This is a genomic window from Streptomyces sp. NPDC033221, from assembly GCF_055577005.1.
The window spans coordinates 282,371-299,867 of sequence record NZ_JBVIQN010000002.1 but is presented as its reverse complement, the minus strand read 5'-3'; the positions used below and the strand labels follow the sequence as shown (position 1 = coordinate 299,867).

Here is a 17,497-nt window from a genome sequence, read left to right as displayed (position 1 = left end):
TATGGGATGTCCCCGACCGCCTCCGACCCTACCCCCAATACGAGACGTACGTGACATTGACAGGGGCGGCCCGGGCCCACTCTGGGGCCGCGGGCCGCCCTGTTCGCCGAGAGAGTACGGGCGCGGTCAGCCGTCGAGCGCCTTGAGCGCCGCACCGGTCAGTTGCGCCCGTTCCGTGGCGGTCTGTACGTGCTCCAGGCCGAAGCCCAGCAGAACGGTGTTCCGGGTGGTCACCGCACCGGCGGCCCGGAACAGCTCCTTGGACCTGACCCAGTCGCCCGAGGCGGGCGGGCTGCCGGCGGGCGGCCCGGGGACGGTCCACGGCCCGAGGGAGGTCTCGAAGCCCTCCAGCGGCTCGCCGCCGGTGCCGGAGGTGAGCCTGGTGTTGTCGGCGAAGACGCCGCGGCCGCCGGTGCCGGGGTCGGTGATGTAGGAGAGCGCCAGCTCGACGCGCCGCCCCGCGTAGGCGGACAGGTCGACGGCGACCGGTCGCCAGCCGTCCGAGGCGCCGGTGAAGCGGTGCCACGCGCCGGTGGTGCCGGTGTTGCGGCACTCGGTGCCGGTACGGGTCAGGTAGTGCTGGAGGAAGGGGTGGGTGGCCAGGTAGTAACCGGCTCCGCACTCCGCGGGTACGCCGGTGCCGGTGCCGCCGTTCGCGTCGGGCAGCGTCGTCCAGTCGTCCTGGCCGGCGGTGTGCGCCTCGACGACGGCGTTGTCGTACCCGGCCTCGGTGTCGTGGCTGAGCATGAACCGCAGCGTCGGCCGGTCGGCCGCGGTCACGCCGGTCAGGTCCACGGTCCGGGAAAGCCGCATGTACGAGCTGTCGCGGTGCTGTGCGGCGGCGAACCAGTCGCCCTCATACGGCTGGAACGGCGTCCGTACGCCCGGGTAGTCACCGGCCGCGGCGCTGGCGAACTGCGGGAACGTGGCCGGCGGCAGCTCATCGGAGATCACCGAGTGGGCACCCGCGGAGTCCAGTGGGTTGCCCGGCGCGTCCCCCAGCTTCACCTCGGTCCCGGCCAGCTTGCCGGCGCCCTTGAAGGCGGGCGGGTTCTTGACCGGTACGCGGCTGCCGGCGCCCAGGTAGTACTGGCTGAAGTCGTCGGTCACGGCCCGGCCGACCACGGCACTGCCGCCCGCCTGCTCCCCCGCGGTGATCAGCTTGCCGCCTTCGTTGACGTAGTCGCGTACGGCCAGCAGGGTGGCACCGCCCGGCCGGCCTGCGCCGGTGTACCAGACGACGTTCCCGAAGTGGCTCAGGACGCCGAGCGCGTCCGGGGCGCCCTGCCGGGACACGTCCCAGACCGCGGCGCGGTGGCCGTTGGCGGCGAGCGCCTTGGTGTAGGCGGCGGTGTGCTGCGCCGGAGCGGTGCCGCCCTCCTCGGCGAGCACGAGGGTGTCGGCGCGCGGCCGCTCGGCGACGGTGTAGGTGAAAGGTTCACTCGTGGTGGCCTTGCCGTCCCGCGTACGGCCGGAGAACCAGACCTCGACCTCGTCCCCCGGATCGGCCCCCTCGACGGACGCCCGGTACTGGTCGAAGTGGAGGTTGTCCTCACCCCCGTAGGTCTCGCCCCCCTCCCACGCCTCCAGCTCCTCGGTGTGCCGGCGGCCGCCGTTGACGCGGTAGTTGAGCTCCTTGTCGCGTACGGACTTGCGCGCGGTGACCGCGACTTCCTGGTCCTCGCCGCGGGCGTAGGAGGTGGTGAACGCGTGCGGGGTGAAGTCGGGCGCCTTCAGGCCCACGGACGAAACCGGCTGGTCAGGGCGCCGAGCGCTCTCCGCGACGGAGAGCGCGAAGGGGATGTTCTTCGCGAACTCCGCCTGGATCAGCTTCTCCGAGTCGGGAAAGTTGAAGACGGACTGGCAGTCGGCGGCGTTCCACTCGTCGTTCGGATCGGCGTTGGACGCCGTCTGACAGGTCGACATCTCCGGGGTGAACATGGGGATGCCGTTGACGTTGGACGCGTGGCCGTCGGCCTCGCCGTTGGTGATGTACAGCTCGGAGGAGACCTGCGGACGGTAACCGGGGATCGCGGGCTTCTCCGGCGTACCGGCCAGGGCCCGGTAGAGGACGTCGTCGGGGGTCGGGGTGGCCACCTGCCAGCCGACGCCGTAGAGGATCAACTCGGCGGCGGAGTGGTAGTTGATGGCGTACCGGAACCCGATGCGCTTCTCGAAGGCGTCCAGCGCCTTGGTCTCGGGCTCGGAGGCGGCGGCCGGGCCACGGTAGGTCTCGCCCGCCGGGTTCGGCGACGAACCCTCGTTGTCGTAGCCCCACTTGTAGGAGAAATTCCGGTTGAGGTCGACGCCGTCGCCAGGCGTGATCTTGCCGTCGCCGTTGTTGTCCCGCAGGTTCTTGCGCCACAGCCGGCTCTGCGGACCCTCGAAGGTGTAGTCGTAACCGTCCGGGTTGGCGGAGAGCACGAACCACAGCTCGGTGGTGTCGAGAATCCTGGTCAGCCGCGGGTCCTTGCCATACCCGGCCAGGTAGTACTGCATCAGCCGGCGGGTCATCTCGGGAGTGATCCACTCCCGCGCGTGCTGGTTGGACATGTACAGCACCGCGGGCTTGGCGCCGTCCGCGGTCGTGTCGGCGTTCTTGGTGAGCTTCAGGGCCATGATGTCGCGGCCCTTGACGGTCTTGCCGATGCTGACGACTTTCGCGAGCTTACGGTTGAAGCGCGCGGTGTCGATCATCTCCTTCATCAGGCCGTTGGGGCCCATGTAGGGGCGGAAGACCCGGTCACCCTGTGCCTGCAGCTTGCGCTGCGTCTCCGCGGGAACGGTCCTGCGCGTCAGCTCCACGCCCTGCCGGCGCAGTCCTGCGGCCTGCCCGGCGGAGAGGTACACCTCGACCTCCGCCTTACCGGTCTTCGGCACCTGCGCGCTCAGCTCGTGACCATCCACCCCCGCCTTGAGCAGCAGCGGCACTTGCGCCTGGGTGACTTCGGCGGTCCAGGTCGCGACGGCGTCCCGGTCCCCACCCCCGCCGTCCCCTGGCCGCGCCTGCGCGGCCGGCGCCGCCACCAGCCCTCCCAGCAGCAACGATGCCGCCGCGAGTAAGGATCTCGCCCTGCGTCTCATGAGCCCCCCTTGCCGACGTCCCTCTCGTGAATGCGCGTTCGACAGACTGGTCACGCTGCATGATCATGTCAATACAGGGTGTGGCGAATGGCCGGTGTGACCGGTGTGGCCGAGAAGCTCACCGGTTCACCGCTCCGCGGCGAACCGCCGACGCGAGCGCCGTTCCCGGGAAGTGACCGCCGGGCGGGGTCGGCCCCGAAAGGCACCTGCCCCCTCCGCGGTCGACCGCCGTACCGGTCCGTACGGACGGGTGGCGCGGGTCCGGGCCCTACAGACTTCGTCCTCCGGTCCCGCACCCTCCCGTACGCGTCAGGCTGGCACGTACGTGGGTAGGGGACGCCTGCCCCCACCGGCCGTCAGTCGCCATACGGCAGGAGGGAGCGGGCCGTAGGACGAAGTCTGGAGGACCGCTCCCGTGCCCGAGTGCGGGCCGGCGGCACCGGCACGGGCAGCAAGTCGGCCACGGCGGTCGGCCCGGCACCGGCCGTCGAAACCTCTCGGTACCGCGGTGAGGCGGGCCCGGGCCCTACAGACTTCGTCCTCCGGTCCCGCACCCTCCCGTACGCGTCAGCCTGACACGTGCGTGGGTGGGGGGCGTCTGCCCCCACCGGCCGTCGGTCGCCGTACGGCAGAAGGGGGCGGGCCGTAGGACGGAGTCTGGAGGACCGCTCACGTGAGCGGACCGAGGAGAGCGCCACCCGGCACGGACAACCACTCGGCCACGGCGCCCAGCCCGCCACCGGGCGGCGAAACCCCTACCCGGCTTCCGGCGCGGAACGCGCCATCTCAGCCGACCATCCCGTCCGCCATCTCCTCCGACAGGTTGGACTCCGTGCCGGGGATGCCCAGGTCCTGGGCGCGCTTGTCGGCCATCGCCAGGAGGCGGCGGATGCGGCCGGCGACGGCGTCCTTGGTCAGGGGCGGGTCGGCGAGGGCGCCCAGTTCCTCCAGGGAGGCCTGCTTGTGGTCCATGCGGAGGCGGCCCGCCGCGGCCAGGTGCTCGGGGACCTCCTCGCCGAGGATCTCCAGGGCGCGCTGGACCCGGGCGCCCGCGGCGACCGCGGCGCGCGCCGAGCGGCGGAGGTTGGCGTCGTCGAAGTTGGCGAGGCGGTTGGCCGTGGCGCGGACCTCGCGGCGCATCCGCCGCTCTTCCCAGGCGAGTACGGACTCATGCGCACCGAGGCGCGTCAACAGCGCGCCAATCGCATCACCGTCACGGACGACCACGCGGTCCACCCCGCGCACCTCGCGGGCCTTGGCGCCGATGCCGAGCCGGCGGGCGGCGCCGACCAGTGCGAGGGCCGCCTCGGGGCCGGGGCAGGTGACCTCCAGGGAGGAGGAGCGGCCGGGTTCGGTGAGCGAGCCGTGGGCGAGGAACGCTCCGCGCCAGGCCGCCTCGGCGTCGCAGGTGGCCCCCGAGACCACCTGCGGGGGCAGGCCGCGGATGGGCCGGCCGCGGCCGTCGACCAGGCCGGTCTGGCGGGCGAGCTGGTCGCCGCCGGCGACGACCCGTACGACGTAGCGGCTGCCGCGCCGGAGTCCGCCGGGGGCCATCACCACCAGGTCGGAGGAGTGGCCGAAGATCTCCAGGATGTCCTTGCGCAGCCGCCGGGCGGCGATGCCCGTGTCCAGCTCCGCCTCGATCACGATGCGCCCGCTGACCAGGTGCAGACCGCCCGCGAACCGCAGGATCGACGAGACCTCCGACTTCCGGCAGCAGGTCCGGGTGACGGGGAGCCGGGAGATTTCATCCTTCACCGCTGCCGTCATCGCCATGGGCCGATCCTTCCATGCATCCGAAAAATACGGTCGTACGCGGCGGCCAGCAGCTCCGGGTCGTGCCGGGCGGCACCCTTGTGGGTCTCCGCCGTGCCGCAGGGGCTGCCGGGCGCGGCGACCGCCGCCAGCTCGACCTCGCTGCCGACGAGCTGCTTGGCAGCGACGGTCAGGCTCTCGATGTCGGGCACGGCGGCCCGGTCGGCCAGCACCACGTCGAAGGCGAGTTTAGGGGCGTGTCGGGCCAAAACCTCCAAATGACGCTGCGGGGAAAAGCCATCGGTTTCGCCCGGCTGGGGTGCCAGGTTCAGTGCGAGGACCTTGCGGGCCTTGGTCTCCTCCAGTGCCTCGCGCAGCTCGGGCACGAGCAGGTGCGGGATGACGGAGGAGAACCAGGAGCCGGGGCCGAGCACCACCCAGTCCGCGTCGCGGACCGCGGCGACGGCCTCGGGCACCGCGGGCGGGTCCTCCGGGACGACGTGCACGGACTGCACCTCGCCGGGGGTGAGCGCGACCGTGGCCTGGCCGCGGACCGTGGTGATGTCGTCCGGGCGGGTCTCGTCGTGGCCCTTGACCAGGGCCTGGAGCTCCAGCGGTACGGCGGACATGGGCAGCACCCGGCCGTGTGCGCCGAGCAGCTTGCCGACCAGGTCGAGGGCCTTCACGTGGTCGCCGAGCTGTTCCCACAGGGCGACGATGAGGAGGTTGCCGACGGCGTGGTCGTGCAGTTCGCCTTCGCTGGTGAAGCGGTGCTGGATCACCCGGGACCAGGTCTGGCCCCAGTCGTCGTCCCCGCACAGCGCGGCCAGTGCCTTGCGCAGGTCGCCGGGCGGCAGTACGCCCAGCTCGTCGCGCAGCCGCCCGCTGGAGCCGCCGTCGTCGGCGACGGTGACCACGGCGGTCAGGTCGCCGGTGATGCGGCGCAGCGCGGCCAGCGAGGCGGACAGGCCCATGCCGCCGCCGAGCGCCACGACCTTGGGCGTGGCGCCCTTGCCGGAGCGGCTGCCCGGGACCAGCTTGCGGACCCGGCGCAGCCGCAGGGGACGGGCGGTCATTCGCGCCCCATGTCCCGGTGGACGACGACGGTCTCGACGCCTTCGGAGACCAGGCGGTGGGCCAGCTTCTCGGACATGGCGACGCTGCGGTGCTTGCCGCCCGTACAGCCGACCGCGATGGTGACGTACCGCTTGCCCTCGCGGCGGTAGCCCTCGGCGACGATGCGCAGCAGCTCCGCGTAGCCGTCCAGGAACTCCTTGGCGCCGGGCTGGCCGAAGACGTAGCCGGAGACCTCGTCGTTCAGGCCGGTGTAGGGGCGCAGCTCCGGGACCCAGTGCGGGTTGGGGATGAAGCGGCAGTCGATGACCATGTCGGCGTCGACGGGCAGGCCGTACTTGAAGCCGAAGGACATGACCGTGGCCCGCAGCTCGGGCACCTCTTCGCCGGCGAACTGGGCGTCCATCTTGGCGCGCAGTTCGTGGACGTTCAGGCTGGAGGTGTCGATGACCAGGTCGGCGTCGCCGCGCAGCTCGCGCAGCAGGTCGCGTTCGGCGGCGATGCCGTCGACGATGCGGCCGTCACCCTGGAGGGGGTGCGGGCGGCGTACGGATTCGAAGCGGCGCACCAGGGCTTCGTCGGAGGATTCCAGGAAGACGATGCGGCGCTTGACGTTCTGGGCGTCGAGGGTGGCCAGGGACTGCTTGAGGTTGTCGAAGAAGCGCCGGCCGCGGACGTCGACGACGACGGCGATCCGGGCCACGTTGCCCTGCGAGCGGGCGCCCAGTTCGACCATGGGCGGGATCAGCTCGGGCGGGATGTTGTCGACGACGAACCAGCCGAGGTCCTCCAGGCACTTGGCGGCTGTGCTGCGGCCGGCCCCGGACATCCCGGAGATGATCACCAACTCGGGGATGGCGGCGCTCTCGCCCGTGTCGGCATCGCGCATCGTGCCCGTACTCACCTGTGCACCGTCTCTTTCGGTCTTGCGGGGAGGCCGGGTGTCCTGCGCTTCCCGCGTGTCGTGCTTGTGCTGCTCGGTACTGCTGCTCATCGTTCCTGCCCCCGTTCTGATGACAACGCGGCCGGCGGGGTCACGTCATCCTCAATGATCTCTCCTGTGGCGGTGTTCACTGCCGGGGCGGGCGGGGCCGCTCCGGCCAGCGCCGCCGCGATCGTCTCGGCCGTCTTGCGGCCGATGCCGGGCACCTCGCAGATGTCCTCGATCCGTGCGGCGCGCAGCCGCTTGACCGAGCCGAAGTGCTTCAGCAGGGCCTGGCGGCGACTCTCGCCGAGGCCGGGGACGCTGTCCAGCGGTCCGGCCTTGAGGCGCTTGCCGCGCTTGTTGCGCTGGTAGGCGATGGCGAAGCGGTGGGCTTCGTCACGGACGCGCTGGAGGAGGTAGAGGCCCTCGCTGCTGCGGGGCAGGACGACGGGGTCGTCCTCGTCGGGGACCCAGACCTCTTCGAGGCGCTTGGCCAGGCCGCAGACGGCGACGTCGTCGATGCCCAGTTCGGTCAGGGCCCGCTGGGCGGCGGCGACCTGCGGCTGGCCGCCGTCGACGACCACCAGCTGGGGCGGGTACGCGAAGCGCTTGGGGCGGCCTTCCTCGTCGGTGGGGCCGGTGGCCAGGGGCGCGTCCTCGTCGGTGGACACTGCGGCGGGCGCGAGGGCGGACCCGTCGGCGCCCGGGGCGTCCTCCGCGGCGGGCGCCTCCTCGTCCCACTCCCCCGTCTGCTGCTTCTCCTGGAGGTAGCGGCGGAAGCGGCGTCCGATGACCTCGTGCATGGCCCGGACGTCGTCCTGGCCCTCGAAGGTCTTGATCTGGAAGCGGCGGTACTCGCTCTTGCGGGCCAGGCCGTCCTCGAAGACGACCATCGAGGCCACCACGTCGTCGCCCTGGAGGTGGGAGATGTCGAAGCACTCGATGCGCAGCGGCACCGAGTCCAGGCCGAGGGCCTGGGCGATCTCCTCCAGAGCGCGGGAGCGGGTGGTCAGGTCGGAGGCGCGCTTGGTCTTGTGCAGCACCAGGGCCTGCTGGGCGTTGCGCTGGACCGTGGCCATCAGGTCCTTCTTGTCGCCGCGCTGCGGGATGCGCAGCGAGACGCTGGAGCCGCGGCGCTCCGTGAGCCACTGCTGGACCGGTTCGACCGGGTCCGGCAGGGCCGGGACCAGCACTTCCTTGGGTACGGCGTCGCCGCTCTCCTCGCCGTACAGCTGCTGGAGGGCGTGCTCGACGAGGGCGGCGGTGTCCACGTTCTCGACCTTGTCGGTGACCCAGCCGCGCTGGCCGCGCACCCGGCCGCCGCGGACGTGGAAGATCTGGACGGCCGCTTCCAGCTCGTCCTCGGCGAGGGCGATCAGGTCGGCGTCGGTGGCGTCGGCGAGCACCACGGCGCTCTTCTCCATCGCCCGCCGGAGCGCGTCTATGTCGTCGCGCAGCCGGGCGGCCCGCTCGTACTCCATCTCCTCGGCGGCCTCCTGCATGGACTTCTCCAGGCGGCGGATGTACGCGCCGGTGCGGCCGGCCATGAAGTCGCAGAACTCCTCGGCCAGTTCGCGGTGCTCCTCGGGGGAGACGCGGCCGACGCAGGGCGCCGAGCACTTGCCGATGTAGCCGAGCAGGCAGGGGCGGCCGATCTGGGCGGAGCGCTTGAAGACCCCGGCGGAGCAGGTCCGTACGGGGAAGACGCGCAGCATCAGGTCGACGGTCTCGCGGATGGCCCAGGCCTGGCCGTACGGGCCGAAGTAGCGCACGCCCTTCTTTTTGGCGCCGCGCATGACGCGGACCCTCGGGTATTCCTCGTTGAGGGTGACGGCCAGATACGGATAGCTCTTGTCGTCGCGGTACTTGACGTTGAACCGCGGGTCGTACTCCTTGATCCAGGTGTATTCGAGTTGGAGCGCCTCGACCTCGGTGTTGACGACCGTCCACTCGACGGAGGCCGCGGTGGTGACCATCGTGCGGGTGCGCGGGTGGAGGTTGGCCAGGTCCTGGAAGTAGCTGGACAGGCGCTGGCGCAGGCTTTTGGCCTTGCCGACGTAGATGACGCGGCGGTACTCGTCACGGAATCTGTAGACCCCGGGCGAGTCGGGGATCTGTCCCGGCTTGGGTCGGTAACTGCTGGGGTCTGCCATGCCGCCCACCCTACTTGGGGGCGGTGACAGCGGGCGGACCGTGGGCGGTGGCGGGCGTGCACGCCGGGCGTACGGCGCGGGGACGCGGGGCACCGGCCCGGGCGGGTGGGGTCCGTCCGGGCCGGTGCGGGCCCGGGGGCCGGGTCGGGCCCCCGGGGCGGGACTCAGCGGTTGTGCCGTCTGCGCAGGGCCGCAGTGCCGGAGAGGCCGAGGGCGAGCAGGGCGGCGGTGCCGGCGACGGCCGAGGCGGCGGTCAGCGGGCCGCTGCTGTCGCCCGCCGTGGCGCCCGCCGCGACGGGCTGTCCGGGCGTGCCCGTCGGGGCGGCGCCGTCGCCCGTGCCGGACACCTGCGGGCCGTACCCGCCCGCGGCGCCGCGCCGGTCGTACGCCGATCCGGGCAGCTTGTCGCCGTACGCCTTCGCCACCCGCCGCTGGTACGCGGCGACGGTGGTGCCGCCCGCGCCGATCGCCTTGCGCGCCTCCGCGTCCAGCGGCCGGATGCGGTCGCCGCGCTGCTCGTACCAGGCGTTGATCTGCGGTTCCTGGAAGACCGTGCCGCCCTGGCCCGCCGCGCTGTAGCGGGCCTCGTCGTCGCCGGTCGCGATGTTGACGACCTTCCAGGCGCCGCCGGCCTCGGCAGTCCACACGGACGCTTTACGCCCGTCCGGGGAGACTGCCGTGCTGGCCAGGAATTCCAGCTGGGATACGGGGGCCCCGGCCTTGCCGCGGACGAAGTCGGCCGAGAGGACGTACACGGGTACGGTCCGCCCCTCGATCCTGGGCTGCGCCGTCGTTCCGGCGACCGCGCCGCCGCGGGCGGTCACACCGTCCCGGGCGCCCGCGCCGTCCCGGGCGAAGAAGCGGGAGAGCGTCGCGAGGGTGTCCGGCGCGGTGGCCGCCGCGCGGGCGGCGCCGACGGTCGATGCGGCGGGCGCGGGCGGCGGCGCGGGGGTGGCGGCCAGCGCGCTCTGCGGCGCGAGGCCGAGGAGGGCGGCGGTGAGCGCGCCGGTGGCGGCGGCCCGTATGGCGGCGCGCCGTGCCGGAGTGCCGCGCCGCGCGGCGGTGGCGGATACGGCCGGAGCTCTGTGCTCGGTCATGGCCTCAGGCTCCGATCCGGTAGAGGGAGTGGGTCCAGGAGAAGGAGTCGCCGTTGACGTAGTAGTTGTAGTCGCCCCAGTTGTAGCGGCTGTTGGACCCCCATGGGTCTCCCCAGTACACCCAGTTCTCCGCGGTGTCGAAACCGTAGATCACGTGCATGTGTCCGCCGCCCGAGGACCACTGGATGCGGGTCTCCACGGGGCGGCCCGCGTTGATCTCGCTCTGGACGGTGCCGTAGCGCAGGTGACCCGTGACGTAGGAGCCCGGGTTGACGCCCATCCAGTCGAAGGCGTTCTGCACGTTGCCGAGTGTGGCCTGGTTGTTGGGGCAGGTGCTGCCCTGCGAGCGGTGGAAGGCCGCGTTGCAGAACTGGTTCTGGCTGTACCTTCCTCCGTAGAAGGTGGCGATGGTGTTGCCGGAGGCGGCCCAGCACCAGTTGGTCTTCTCCTGGGCCTGCATGGAGATGTCGAGCCGGTTCGCGGCGAGTGCGCCCTGTGGGGCGGGCGCGGCGGGGGCCGCCTGGACTGCCGTGCCGGTGGGGGCGGACGCGGCGGTGGCGGGTGTGGCGGGTACGGCGGTCAGTGCGGCGGCCGACAGTGCCGCGGCCGACAGCCATCTGCGGCGCGAGCCGCGTGTGCGTGCTGCACGGAGCATGGCGTTCCTCTCCCGAGTGAGGGGGGTGGGGACGGAGGAGCGCATCCGGATGCTGGTCAGGAGCATCGGGTGTTGTCCGGAGCAGGTCAACACGCTTCAATGCGGGGTGACATGGGGGTGTGGACGACCGGCGCCGGGTGTGAACGGCCCGTGCCCGGCGTACTGCAGCGGACAGGCAGGGGCAGCGCACGGTGTGACATCCGGTTGTGAACGTTCACCGCGCGCGCCGGAGGGTTGGGCGATGAGACAGCACACGGCACAGCAGGCACCACGTACACCTCATGAACACCAGGAAGCACACGAACAAACTCCGCACCAGACGCCCCGGGCGCACCCGGTGAGCGCCGCGGATTCCCCGCATTTGGGCGAGTTGACACAGATTTTGCGGACCGGTCCGTTCCACCTGGCTCTACGGGCCGCCCTGGCCGCCCGCGGCCTCGCCCTGCACCGCGTCCAGCACAAGCTGGCGCAGCGCGGCATCAAGGTCGGCGTGACGAGTCTGAGTTACTGGCAGCAGGGGGCACGGCGCCCGCAGCGCCCCGAGTCGCTGCGCGCCGTACGGGCCCTGGAGGAGGTCCTCGAACTGCCCGCGCACTCCCTGCACCGGCTGCTGGTCCCCGAAGGCGGCCCGCGCGCCGAGACGGCGGAACGCCCCGCCGCCCGCTCCTACCGCTCCCTCTTCGACCCCTCCGACGCCCTGCATGCGCTCTTCGCCGAGCTGGAGGCACCCGCGGACGGCGGGCTGCACACGGTCGGCCACCACGAATGGGTGCACATCGGAGCCGGCCGGGAACTGCGCGAGCGCCGCTCCCTCCAGGTGGTACGCGCCCACCGCGACGGCGTGGACCGCTACATCGCCATCCACCAGGGCGACGCGGGCTGCGACCCGTCAAAGGTGGCCGTCCGGGCCGGCGAGAACTGCCGCCTGGGGCGGGTGCGCCGGAACGCGGCCACCGCGATGGTGGTCGCCGAGCTGCTCTTCGACGTCCGGCTGCGCACCGGCGACACCCATGTCTTCGGCCACACCTTCGTGGACGGCAGCGGCGGCCAGAGCGCGGAGTACGTACGCGGCTTCCGCTTCGCCGGCGGCCAGTACGTCCTCCAGGTGTGCTTCGACGAGGCCGCGCTGCCGGTGCGCTGCCGCCGTTTCACCCGGACCAAGGCCGGCGCGCCGCGCTCGGGCCAGCAGGAGCTGATACTGAGCGGGCAGCACCGGGCCGTACACCTGGTGGAACAGGGCGTACGGCCCGGGATCGTGGGAATCGGGTGGGACTGGGGGTGATCCGGACGGCGGGGCCCGCTACGGGGTGGGCCCCGCCCCGGTGGCCGGGACGCCCGACGCGTCGGCGTCCGCGGCCGCCGAGCTGCCGTCCAGGGCTCCCGCGGCCGCCGCGTTGTCGGCGACGCGCCGCTCCAGCATCGAGATCTTCCCGTCGAGCGGCCGGTCCATGCCCGGCCACACATCGGCCTTGATGCTGACCTGGACGCGCGGCACGCGGTCGGCGACGGCCTCGGTCGCGCGCTTGACGACGTCCATGACCTCGTCCCAGTCCCCTTCGATCATCGTGTACATGGAGTCCGAGCGGTTCGGCAGCCCGGACTCCCGGATGATCTTGATGGCGTCGGCGACGTATGCCGCGCCGTTCTCCTCCACGCCCATGGGCGTCAGGGCGAAGGCAATGAGCACGGTCTTCCTCTCCTCGTCCGGATGCGGTCGGTCCCGTACGGATGCGGTGGCTCCCGTACGGATGCGGTGGCCCGCCGGCGGCGGACCGCGGCGCGGCGCCCGTCACCCGGTGCCGACGTGTGCCGCCCGGTAGTCGCGTACCACGGGAGAGCGGTAGGCATCCGCGATCCGCAGCAAGTGGCGGACCTCCTCGCCGAGATCGCCCGCGCCGGGCCCCGCGAGGTTGGCCGTCTGCGCGTGCGGTGCCGCCCCGGTGCGCCGGGCGTGCAGGGCGGCGGCCAGCCAGCAGGCGGTGACGTGCGCGTCGGCCAGGTGCTCGGGGACGGCCTGCTCCCCCACGTGCCGGCGGACCCCGTCGAGCGTGGCCGGGGTGACGTAGTCCCGCAGCACGATCATCGCGTCCCGGATCTCGATGACCCGCCGGTACAGGCGCAGCTGGAGCGGCAGTACGGCGTTGCGCAGCCGGTTGCCCGGCCCCAGCACCACGTCGGGGGTGACCGCCGTCAGCTCCCGCCACAGGACGGCCAGCCCCCGGTAGGAAGCGCGGTCCCGCCAGAGCTGCTGGGCTCCGGCCAGTACGGGCAGCGCCACGCCGGCCGCGATGAACAGCGCCTCAAGGCCGGTGACCGGCGAGAACAGCGGGCCGAAGACCGGCGAACGGGTCTGCAGGTAGGCCAGTTTGAGCACCCACAGGAGGGACGCCAGCAGGATGCCGGTGCCGAACAGCCGCAGCCCGTACCGCAGCAGCCGGGGCGCGCCGGTACGGCCCTGGGCCCAGCAGACGAAGCCGCAGGTGGTGTCGGCCGTCAGGTGGAAGGCGAAGAAGACGTACCAGTAGGCGTCCGGGACGCTCGGGATGTCCGGCGAGGGGGTGATCTGGTTCCGGGCGTGCGGCGGCCCGGTCAGGTCGAGCGCGACGAGCGCGAGCATGACGGCGAGGGCGGCGCCGAACACCAGGACGGTACGGCGCTGCCGTCCCGCCGCCTGGAAGATGAACCACAGCACGGCGGCGGCGTCGACGATGCTGAACAGGTGCGTGCTCAGGTCGACCCAGTGGGCGCCCGGCACGAGGCGGGCCAGGACGGCGGTGACCGGTTCCAGGTGCATCGACATGGCCAGCGCGATCATCACGATGGCGAGCCACAGGGGCCGCTGGGCCCGGTCCGTCAGACCCCGCGGGGCCCGGGCGATCACCACGGCCCACAGGGCGACGATGCCGGCGTTCTCCAGCCAGGCCAGGTCCGCTAGCGAGGTGAGCACGACGCTCCCGGGTGACGCGCGTCCCGCGGGCCCGTACCGGACCGCAGGCCCATGCCGGACGCCAGGCCGCCGAGCGTGCCGGACAGCAGCGTCGGCGCGGGCACCCGCCCGGCGCCCTCCAGGATCAGGCTGGCGATCATCTCCGCCTCCTGCTCCTGCCGGTCGGAGTAGCGGGTGCGGCCGAGCGCCCGCCGGATGGAGGCCGGGTCCGCGATGTCGATGTGCCGGAAGAGCGCCGGGTCCTCGACGGCCATGCGGTGGTCGCAGACCAGGTGGCCGATCTCGTGGAGGATGATGTGCTCCTGGTGGAGCGGGCTGGTCTGCGCGTCGTAGAAGACGTAGTCGCCTTCCTCGGTCGCCAGCCACATGCCCGTCGGCATGCCCAGCCCGGTCGGCGTGGGCAGGGTCATCAGCCGCAGCGGACGGTCCCGGTCCGTGGCGAGCCGGGCGCACAGTTCCTGGGCGGAGAACGGCTCGGGCAGCGGTATCCCGTCGATCACGCGCCGGCAGCGGCGGCGCAGTCGCCTCCAGTGCATCGCGGGCGATACTCCATGACGTGTGGGTACAGGAGGGCAGAGGACCCGGTAACGGCGCCCGGTCATGCTGCCGCCGCCGGGCGGTGACCCGAGGAAACCAGCACGACGACACCCCCTCGCGCGCCATCGGTGCAACGCGTCGTGCGATCGTAGATCGTCACCCGGCCCCCTGTCAGGCCCCCGCCTCCGGGCAGTCCGTTTCCGGCCAACCGCGCCGGGTGACGGGCCCCGCGGCCGCCCGTCAGCCGGCGATCAGCTTGCCGCCCTCGGCCTTGACGGGGACCTCCGGCAGCGGCTTGGAGGCCGGCCCCTGGATGACCTTGCCGGTCGTCACGTCGAACCGGCTGCCGTGGCAGGGGCAGTTGCCCTGGTTGCGCTCGATCTTGTCCAGTACGCACCCCGCGTGGGTGCACTTGGCGCTGAAGCACTTGTACTGGCCCTTCTCGGGCTGCGAGACGAGCAGACGGCTCTCCCGGTACAGCTTGGCGCCGCCGACCGGTACCTCGGTGGCGGCGCCCAGGGCGACGGGCTCGGTGGGCGTCGCGGACGCCTCGCCCGAGCCGCCGCCGGAGCAGGCGGCGACGCCGAAGCCCGCCGCGCCGGCGAGCGCGGCCCCTCGCAGCACGGTCCGGCGGGCGGGGGGCTGGCTCATGTCGTTCTCCCGGGTCTTGCGTTCAGGGGCGCGGCGTCATCGTGCGGCGTCGGCTCCCGACGATACCGGTACCGGTCCGTCCGCTTCGGGCTGACCCGACCGGCCCTCGCCCCGGTCCTCCAGGTGCCCCGACCGGCCCTTGAGCAGGTCTCGTTCGATCTCCTCCAGGCTGCGGCCCTTGGTCTCCGGCAGCAGCTTCCGTACGAAGAGGAAGGCGGCGAACGTCGTCACGGCGAAGAACAGGAAGTTCACGCCGGCGCCCCAGGCGCGCAGCAGGGTCGGGAAGACCAGCGAGACGACCATGTTGAACAGCCAGTTGAACATGACGCACAGGCTCACCGCGGCGGCCCGGATCCGCATCGGGAACAGCTCCGGCAGCATCACCCACTGCACCGGCCCCCAGGAGACGGCGAAGGAGGCGATGTACAGGGCGATGCCGAACAAGGTGAGGACGGACAGCGCCGCGCCGTACCCGAGGCCGGACAGGTTGGTGACGGCCAGCACGAGCATGGCCGTGCACATGCCGAGCGCGCCGTACAGGAGCAGCGGCTTGCGCCCCTTGCGGTCGATCATCCGCATGGCGGGCAGCGTCATCAGCATGTTGAGCAGCCCTATGCCGACGTTGGCGAGGATCGCGCCGTCGGAGCCGAAGCCGATGTCGGTGAGGAGCGTCGGCGCGTAGTAGATGATCGTGTTGATGCCGACGAAGTTCTGGAAGAAGACCAGCAGCATCCCGATGAGGAGGACCGGCCGCAGCCGCGACGCCGCGAGGTCCTTGAGGGTCAGCGGGCGGCTCTCGGCCCGTTCGACGCGTTCGGTCTCCTCGATCTCGGCCAGTTCGGCGTCGGCCGCGCCACCCGTACCGCGCAGCCGTGTCAGTACGTGCCGCGCCTCGTCGTTCCGGCCCTTGCCGACCAGCCAGCGGGGGCTCTCGGGCTGGGTGATGATGCCGAGCGCCAGGATCGCGGCGGGCACCACGCCCAGGCCGATCATCCAGCGCCACGCCTCGGCGCCGGCGAGCAGGTAGTCGGTGACGTACGCGAGGAAGATGCCGACCGTGACCAGCAGCTGCATCAGGGAGGTCAGCCCGCCGCGCAGGTGCTTGGGCGCCAGTTCCGTCAGGTAGAGCGGCACGACGACGGAGGCGATGCCCACGCCGGTGCCGATCACGAAGCGGAAGGCGATCAGCGTCCAGGGGCTGGTGGCCAGGGCGGCGCCGAGGGTGCCGAGGATGAAGACGGCGGAGGCGGCGAGGATCAGGCGGCGCCGGCCCCAGGAGTCGGAGAGCCGTCCGGACAGGCCCGCGCCGAGCATCGCGCCGACCAGCAGGCCGGAGACGACCATGCCCTCCAGCAGCGGCGTCAGCGCGATGTCGTTCTTGATGAAGAGCATGGCGCCGGAGATGACGCCGGTGTCATAGCCCCACAGGATGCCGCCGAGGGCGCCGAAAACCCAGATCAGGGCGTTCTTGATGCGTGCGGGCACGGCCGGTCACCCCTTTCGCGCGGGCTGCGGGGCCGCCGTACGGGAGCCCGGCTGCGGCGCGATGTGGATCTTGCGGCCGGTGCCGGCCCGGAAGCGGGCCACCGCCTCGTCGAAGTCCTCCAGCCCGTACACGTCGCTGACCAGTGGATCGAGGTCGAGTCCGGCTGCCAGTACGTCGATGGCGGGCTGGAAGCTGTTGTGGACGGCCATCGAGCCGATGATGTCGATCTCGTGGTGGTAGACCAGGTACGGCGAGAATTTCGCGGAGCGGGCCGGGTCGGTGACGCCGAACTGGAGGAACGTACCGCCCTTGCGGACGCGGCCGAGGCCGTCCTCGATGGCCGGGACCGCGCCGGTCGCGTCGATGACCACCTCGAAGCCGGGCTTGCGGCCGAGCCGGTCGGCGCTGGTCACGGCGGCGTCCGGGCCGAAGCTCTCGGCGAAGGCCAGCCGGTCCTCGTTGAGGTCCACGACGGACACCGAGGCGGCGCCGGCGGTGCGGACCAGCGCGGCCATCATCAGGCCCATCGTGCCCGCGCCGTAGATGAGGTAGTGCTCGCCGGGACGGCGGGGCAGCCGGTTCAGGCCGTGCACCGCGCAGGACAGCGGCTCGATCAGGCCCGCGGCGGCCTCGGAGAAGGACTCCGGGACGAGGTGGCAGCAGCGCGCGGGGACGGCGACCAGTTCGGCGAAACCACCCGCCTGGGTGACGCCGATCGCCTGGTAGTCCTCGCAGAGGTTGGCGCGGCCGATGCGACAGTAGTGGCAGGCGCCGCACGGCATGTTCGGGTTGACCGCGACGCGGTCGCCGACGGCGGGACTGGTGACGCCCTCGCCGACGGCCACCACCTCGCCGGTCAGCTCGTGCCCGGGGACCAGCGGGTAGGGCACGGCGGGCAGCTCGCCGCCGAGGATGTGCATGTCGGTCCCGCACAGCCCGCAGGAGGACACGCGTACGACGACCTCCGCGGGTGCCGGCCGGGGATCGGGTACGTCGGTCAGGGCGGTACGGCCCGGCTCGGTGACCACGACAGCGCGCATCGGCGCCTCCTCACGTCTTCGTGCGGTGTTGCAGTGGGGCGGCGTGAACGTAACCCGGGGGTAAACGTTTGCGCAAGCGTTTACGTCTAGGCT

The 17,497-nt window shown here is 72.2% G+C and carries 14 protein-coding genes; 1 reads left to right on the top strand and 13 read right to left on the bottom strand.

Annotated features, from left to right (window positions below; all coding sequences use genetic code 11):
* Positions 1–126 precede the first annotated feature (126 nt).
* From ACZ53K_RS03325 to ACZ53K_RS03295, 7 genes are all read right to left on the bottom strand, one after another.
* On the bottom strand, positions 127–3,084 hold the full coding sequence (locus tag ACZ53K_RS03325) for a M14 family metallopeptidase (protein ID WP_468831467.1): 2,958 nt from the start codon (positions 3,082–3,084) through the stop codon (positions 127–129).
* Positions 3,085–3,870: 786 nt separating this feature from the next.
* Positions 3,871–4,860 carry a DNA-binding protein WhiA gene (gene whiA / locus ACZ53K_RS03320; RefSeq protein WP_003987139.1) on the bottom strand — a complete coding sequence of 330 codons (990 nt, stop codon included), beginning with the start codon at positions 4,858–4,860 and terminating at the stop codon, positions 3,871–3,873.
* Positions 4,851–5,915, bottom strand: a complete 1,065-nt coding sequence (locus tag ACZ53K_RS03315; RefSeq protein ID WP_468831463.1) for a gluconeogenesis factor YvcK family protein — start codon at positions 5,913–5,915, stop codon at positions 4,851–4,853. The genes whiA and ACZ53K_RS03315 overlap by 10 nt, the downstream gene beginning before the upstream one ends.
* Positions 5,912–6,802 (bottom strand): RNase adapter RapZ, encoded by an 891-nt coding sequence (rapZ, locus tag ACZ53K_RS03310; RefSeq protein WP_468831903.1) that lies wholly within the window; start codon positions 6,800–6,802, stop codon positions 5,912–5,914. Before rapZ ends, ACZ53K_RS03315 begins: the two co-directional genes overlap by 4 nt.
* Before the next feature lie 101 nt (positions 6,803–6,903).
* On the bottom strand, positions 6,904–8,991 hold the full coding sequence (gene uvrC, locus ACZ53K_RS03305) for an excinuclease ABC subunit UvrC (RefSeq protein WP_468831460.1): 2,088 nt from the start codon (positions 8,989–8,991) through the stop codon (positions 6,904–6,906).
* Between the two features lie 164 nt (positions 8,992–9,155).
* Positions 9,156–10,088 carry a hypothetical protein gene (locus tag ACZ53K_RS03300; protein WP_468831457.1) on the bottom strand — a complete coding sequence of 311 codons (933 nt, stop codon included), beginning with the start codon at positions 10,086–10,088 and terminating at the stop codon, positions 9,156–9,158.
* A 4-nt stretch (positions 10,089–10,092) separates the two neighbouring features.
* Complete coding sequence (locus tag ACZ53K_RS03295) at positions 10,093–10,743, bottom strand: papain-like cysteine protease family protein (RefSeq protein WP_468831454.1); 651 nt, start codon at positions 10,741–10,743, stop codon at positions 10,093–10,095.
* Between the two features lie 361 nt (positions 10,744–11,104).
* Between ACZ53K_RS03295 and ACZ53K_RS03290 the strand changes: the two genes are divergently transcribed.
* Positions 11,105–12,025, top strand: a complete 921-nt coding sequence (locus ACZ53K_RS03290) for a hypothetical protein (protein WP_468831451.1) — start codon at positions 11,105–11,107, stop codon at positions 12,023–12,025.
* 18 nt (positions 12,026–12,043) lie between these two features.
* Here the strand turns inward: ACZ53K_RS03290 and ACZ53K_RS03285 are convergent, their stop codons facing one another.
* From ACZ53K_RS03285 to ACZ53K_RS03260, 6 genes are all read right to left on the bottom strand, one after another.
* Positions 12,044–12,430, bottom strand: coding sequence for a thiamine-binding protein (locus ACZ53K_RS03285; RefSeq protein WP_468831448.1), 387 nt, complete (start codon positions 12,428–12,430; stop codon positions 12,044–12,046).
* A 102-nt stretch (positions 12,431–12,532) separates the two neighbouring features.
* The gene (locus tag ACZ53K_RS03280; RefSeq protein WP_468831445.1) at positions 12,533–13,690 is read right to left on the bottom strand and encodes an MAB_1171c family putative transporter; all 1,158 of its coding nucleotides are present in this window, start codon (positions 13,688–13,690) and stop codon (positions 12,533–12,535) included.
* A complete protein-coding gene (locus tag ACZ53K_RS03275; RefSeq protein WP_468831443.1) occupies positions 13,675–14,226 on the bottom strand; it encodes a hypothetical protein in 552 nt (183 codons plus the stop codon). The genes ACZ53K_RS03280 and ACZ53K_RS03275 overlap by 16 nt, the downstream gene beginning before the upstream one ends.
* A 241-nt stretch (positions 14,227–14,467) precedes the next feature.
* Entirely contained in the window at positions 14,468–14,878 is a 411-nt protein-coding gene (locus ACZ53K_RS03270) for a Rieske (2Fe-2S) protein (RefSeq protein WP_468831441.1), read from the bottom strand.
* A gap of 36 nt (positions 14,879–14,914) precedes the next feature.
* Complete coding sequence (locus ACZ53K_RS03265) at positions 14,915–16,363, bottom strand: sugar porter family MFS transporter (protein WP_468831438.1); 1,449 nt, start codon at positions 16,361–16,363, stop codon at positions 14,915–14,917.
* 6 nt (positions 16,364–16,369) lie between these two features.
* The gene (locus tag ACZ53K_RS03260; protein ID WP_468831435.1) at positions 16,370–17,404 is read right to left on the bottom strand and encodes a zinc-dependent alcohol dehydrogenase family protein; all 1,035 of its coding nucleotides are present in this window, start codon (positions 17,402–17,404) and stop codon (positions 16,370–16,372) included.
* Between the last annotated feature and the right edge of the window lie 93 nt (positions 17,405–17,497).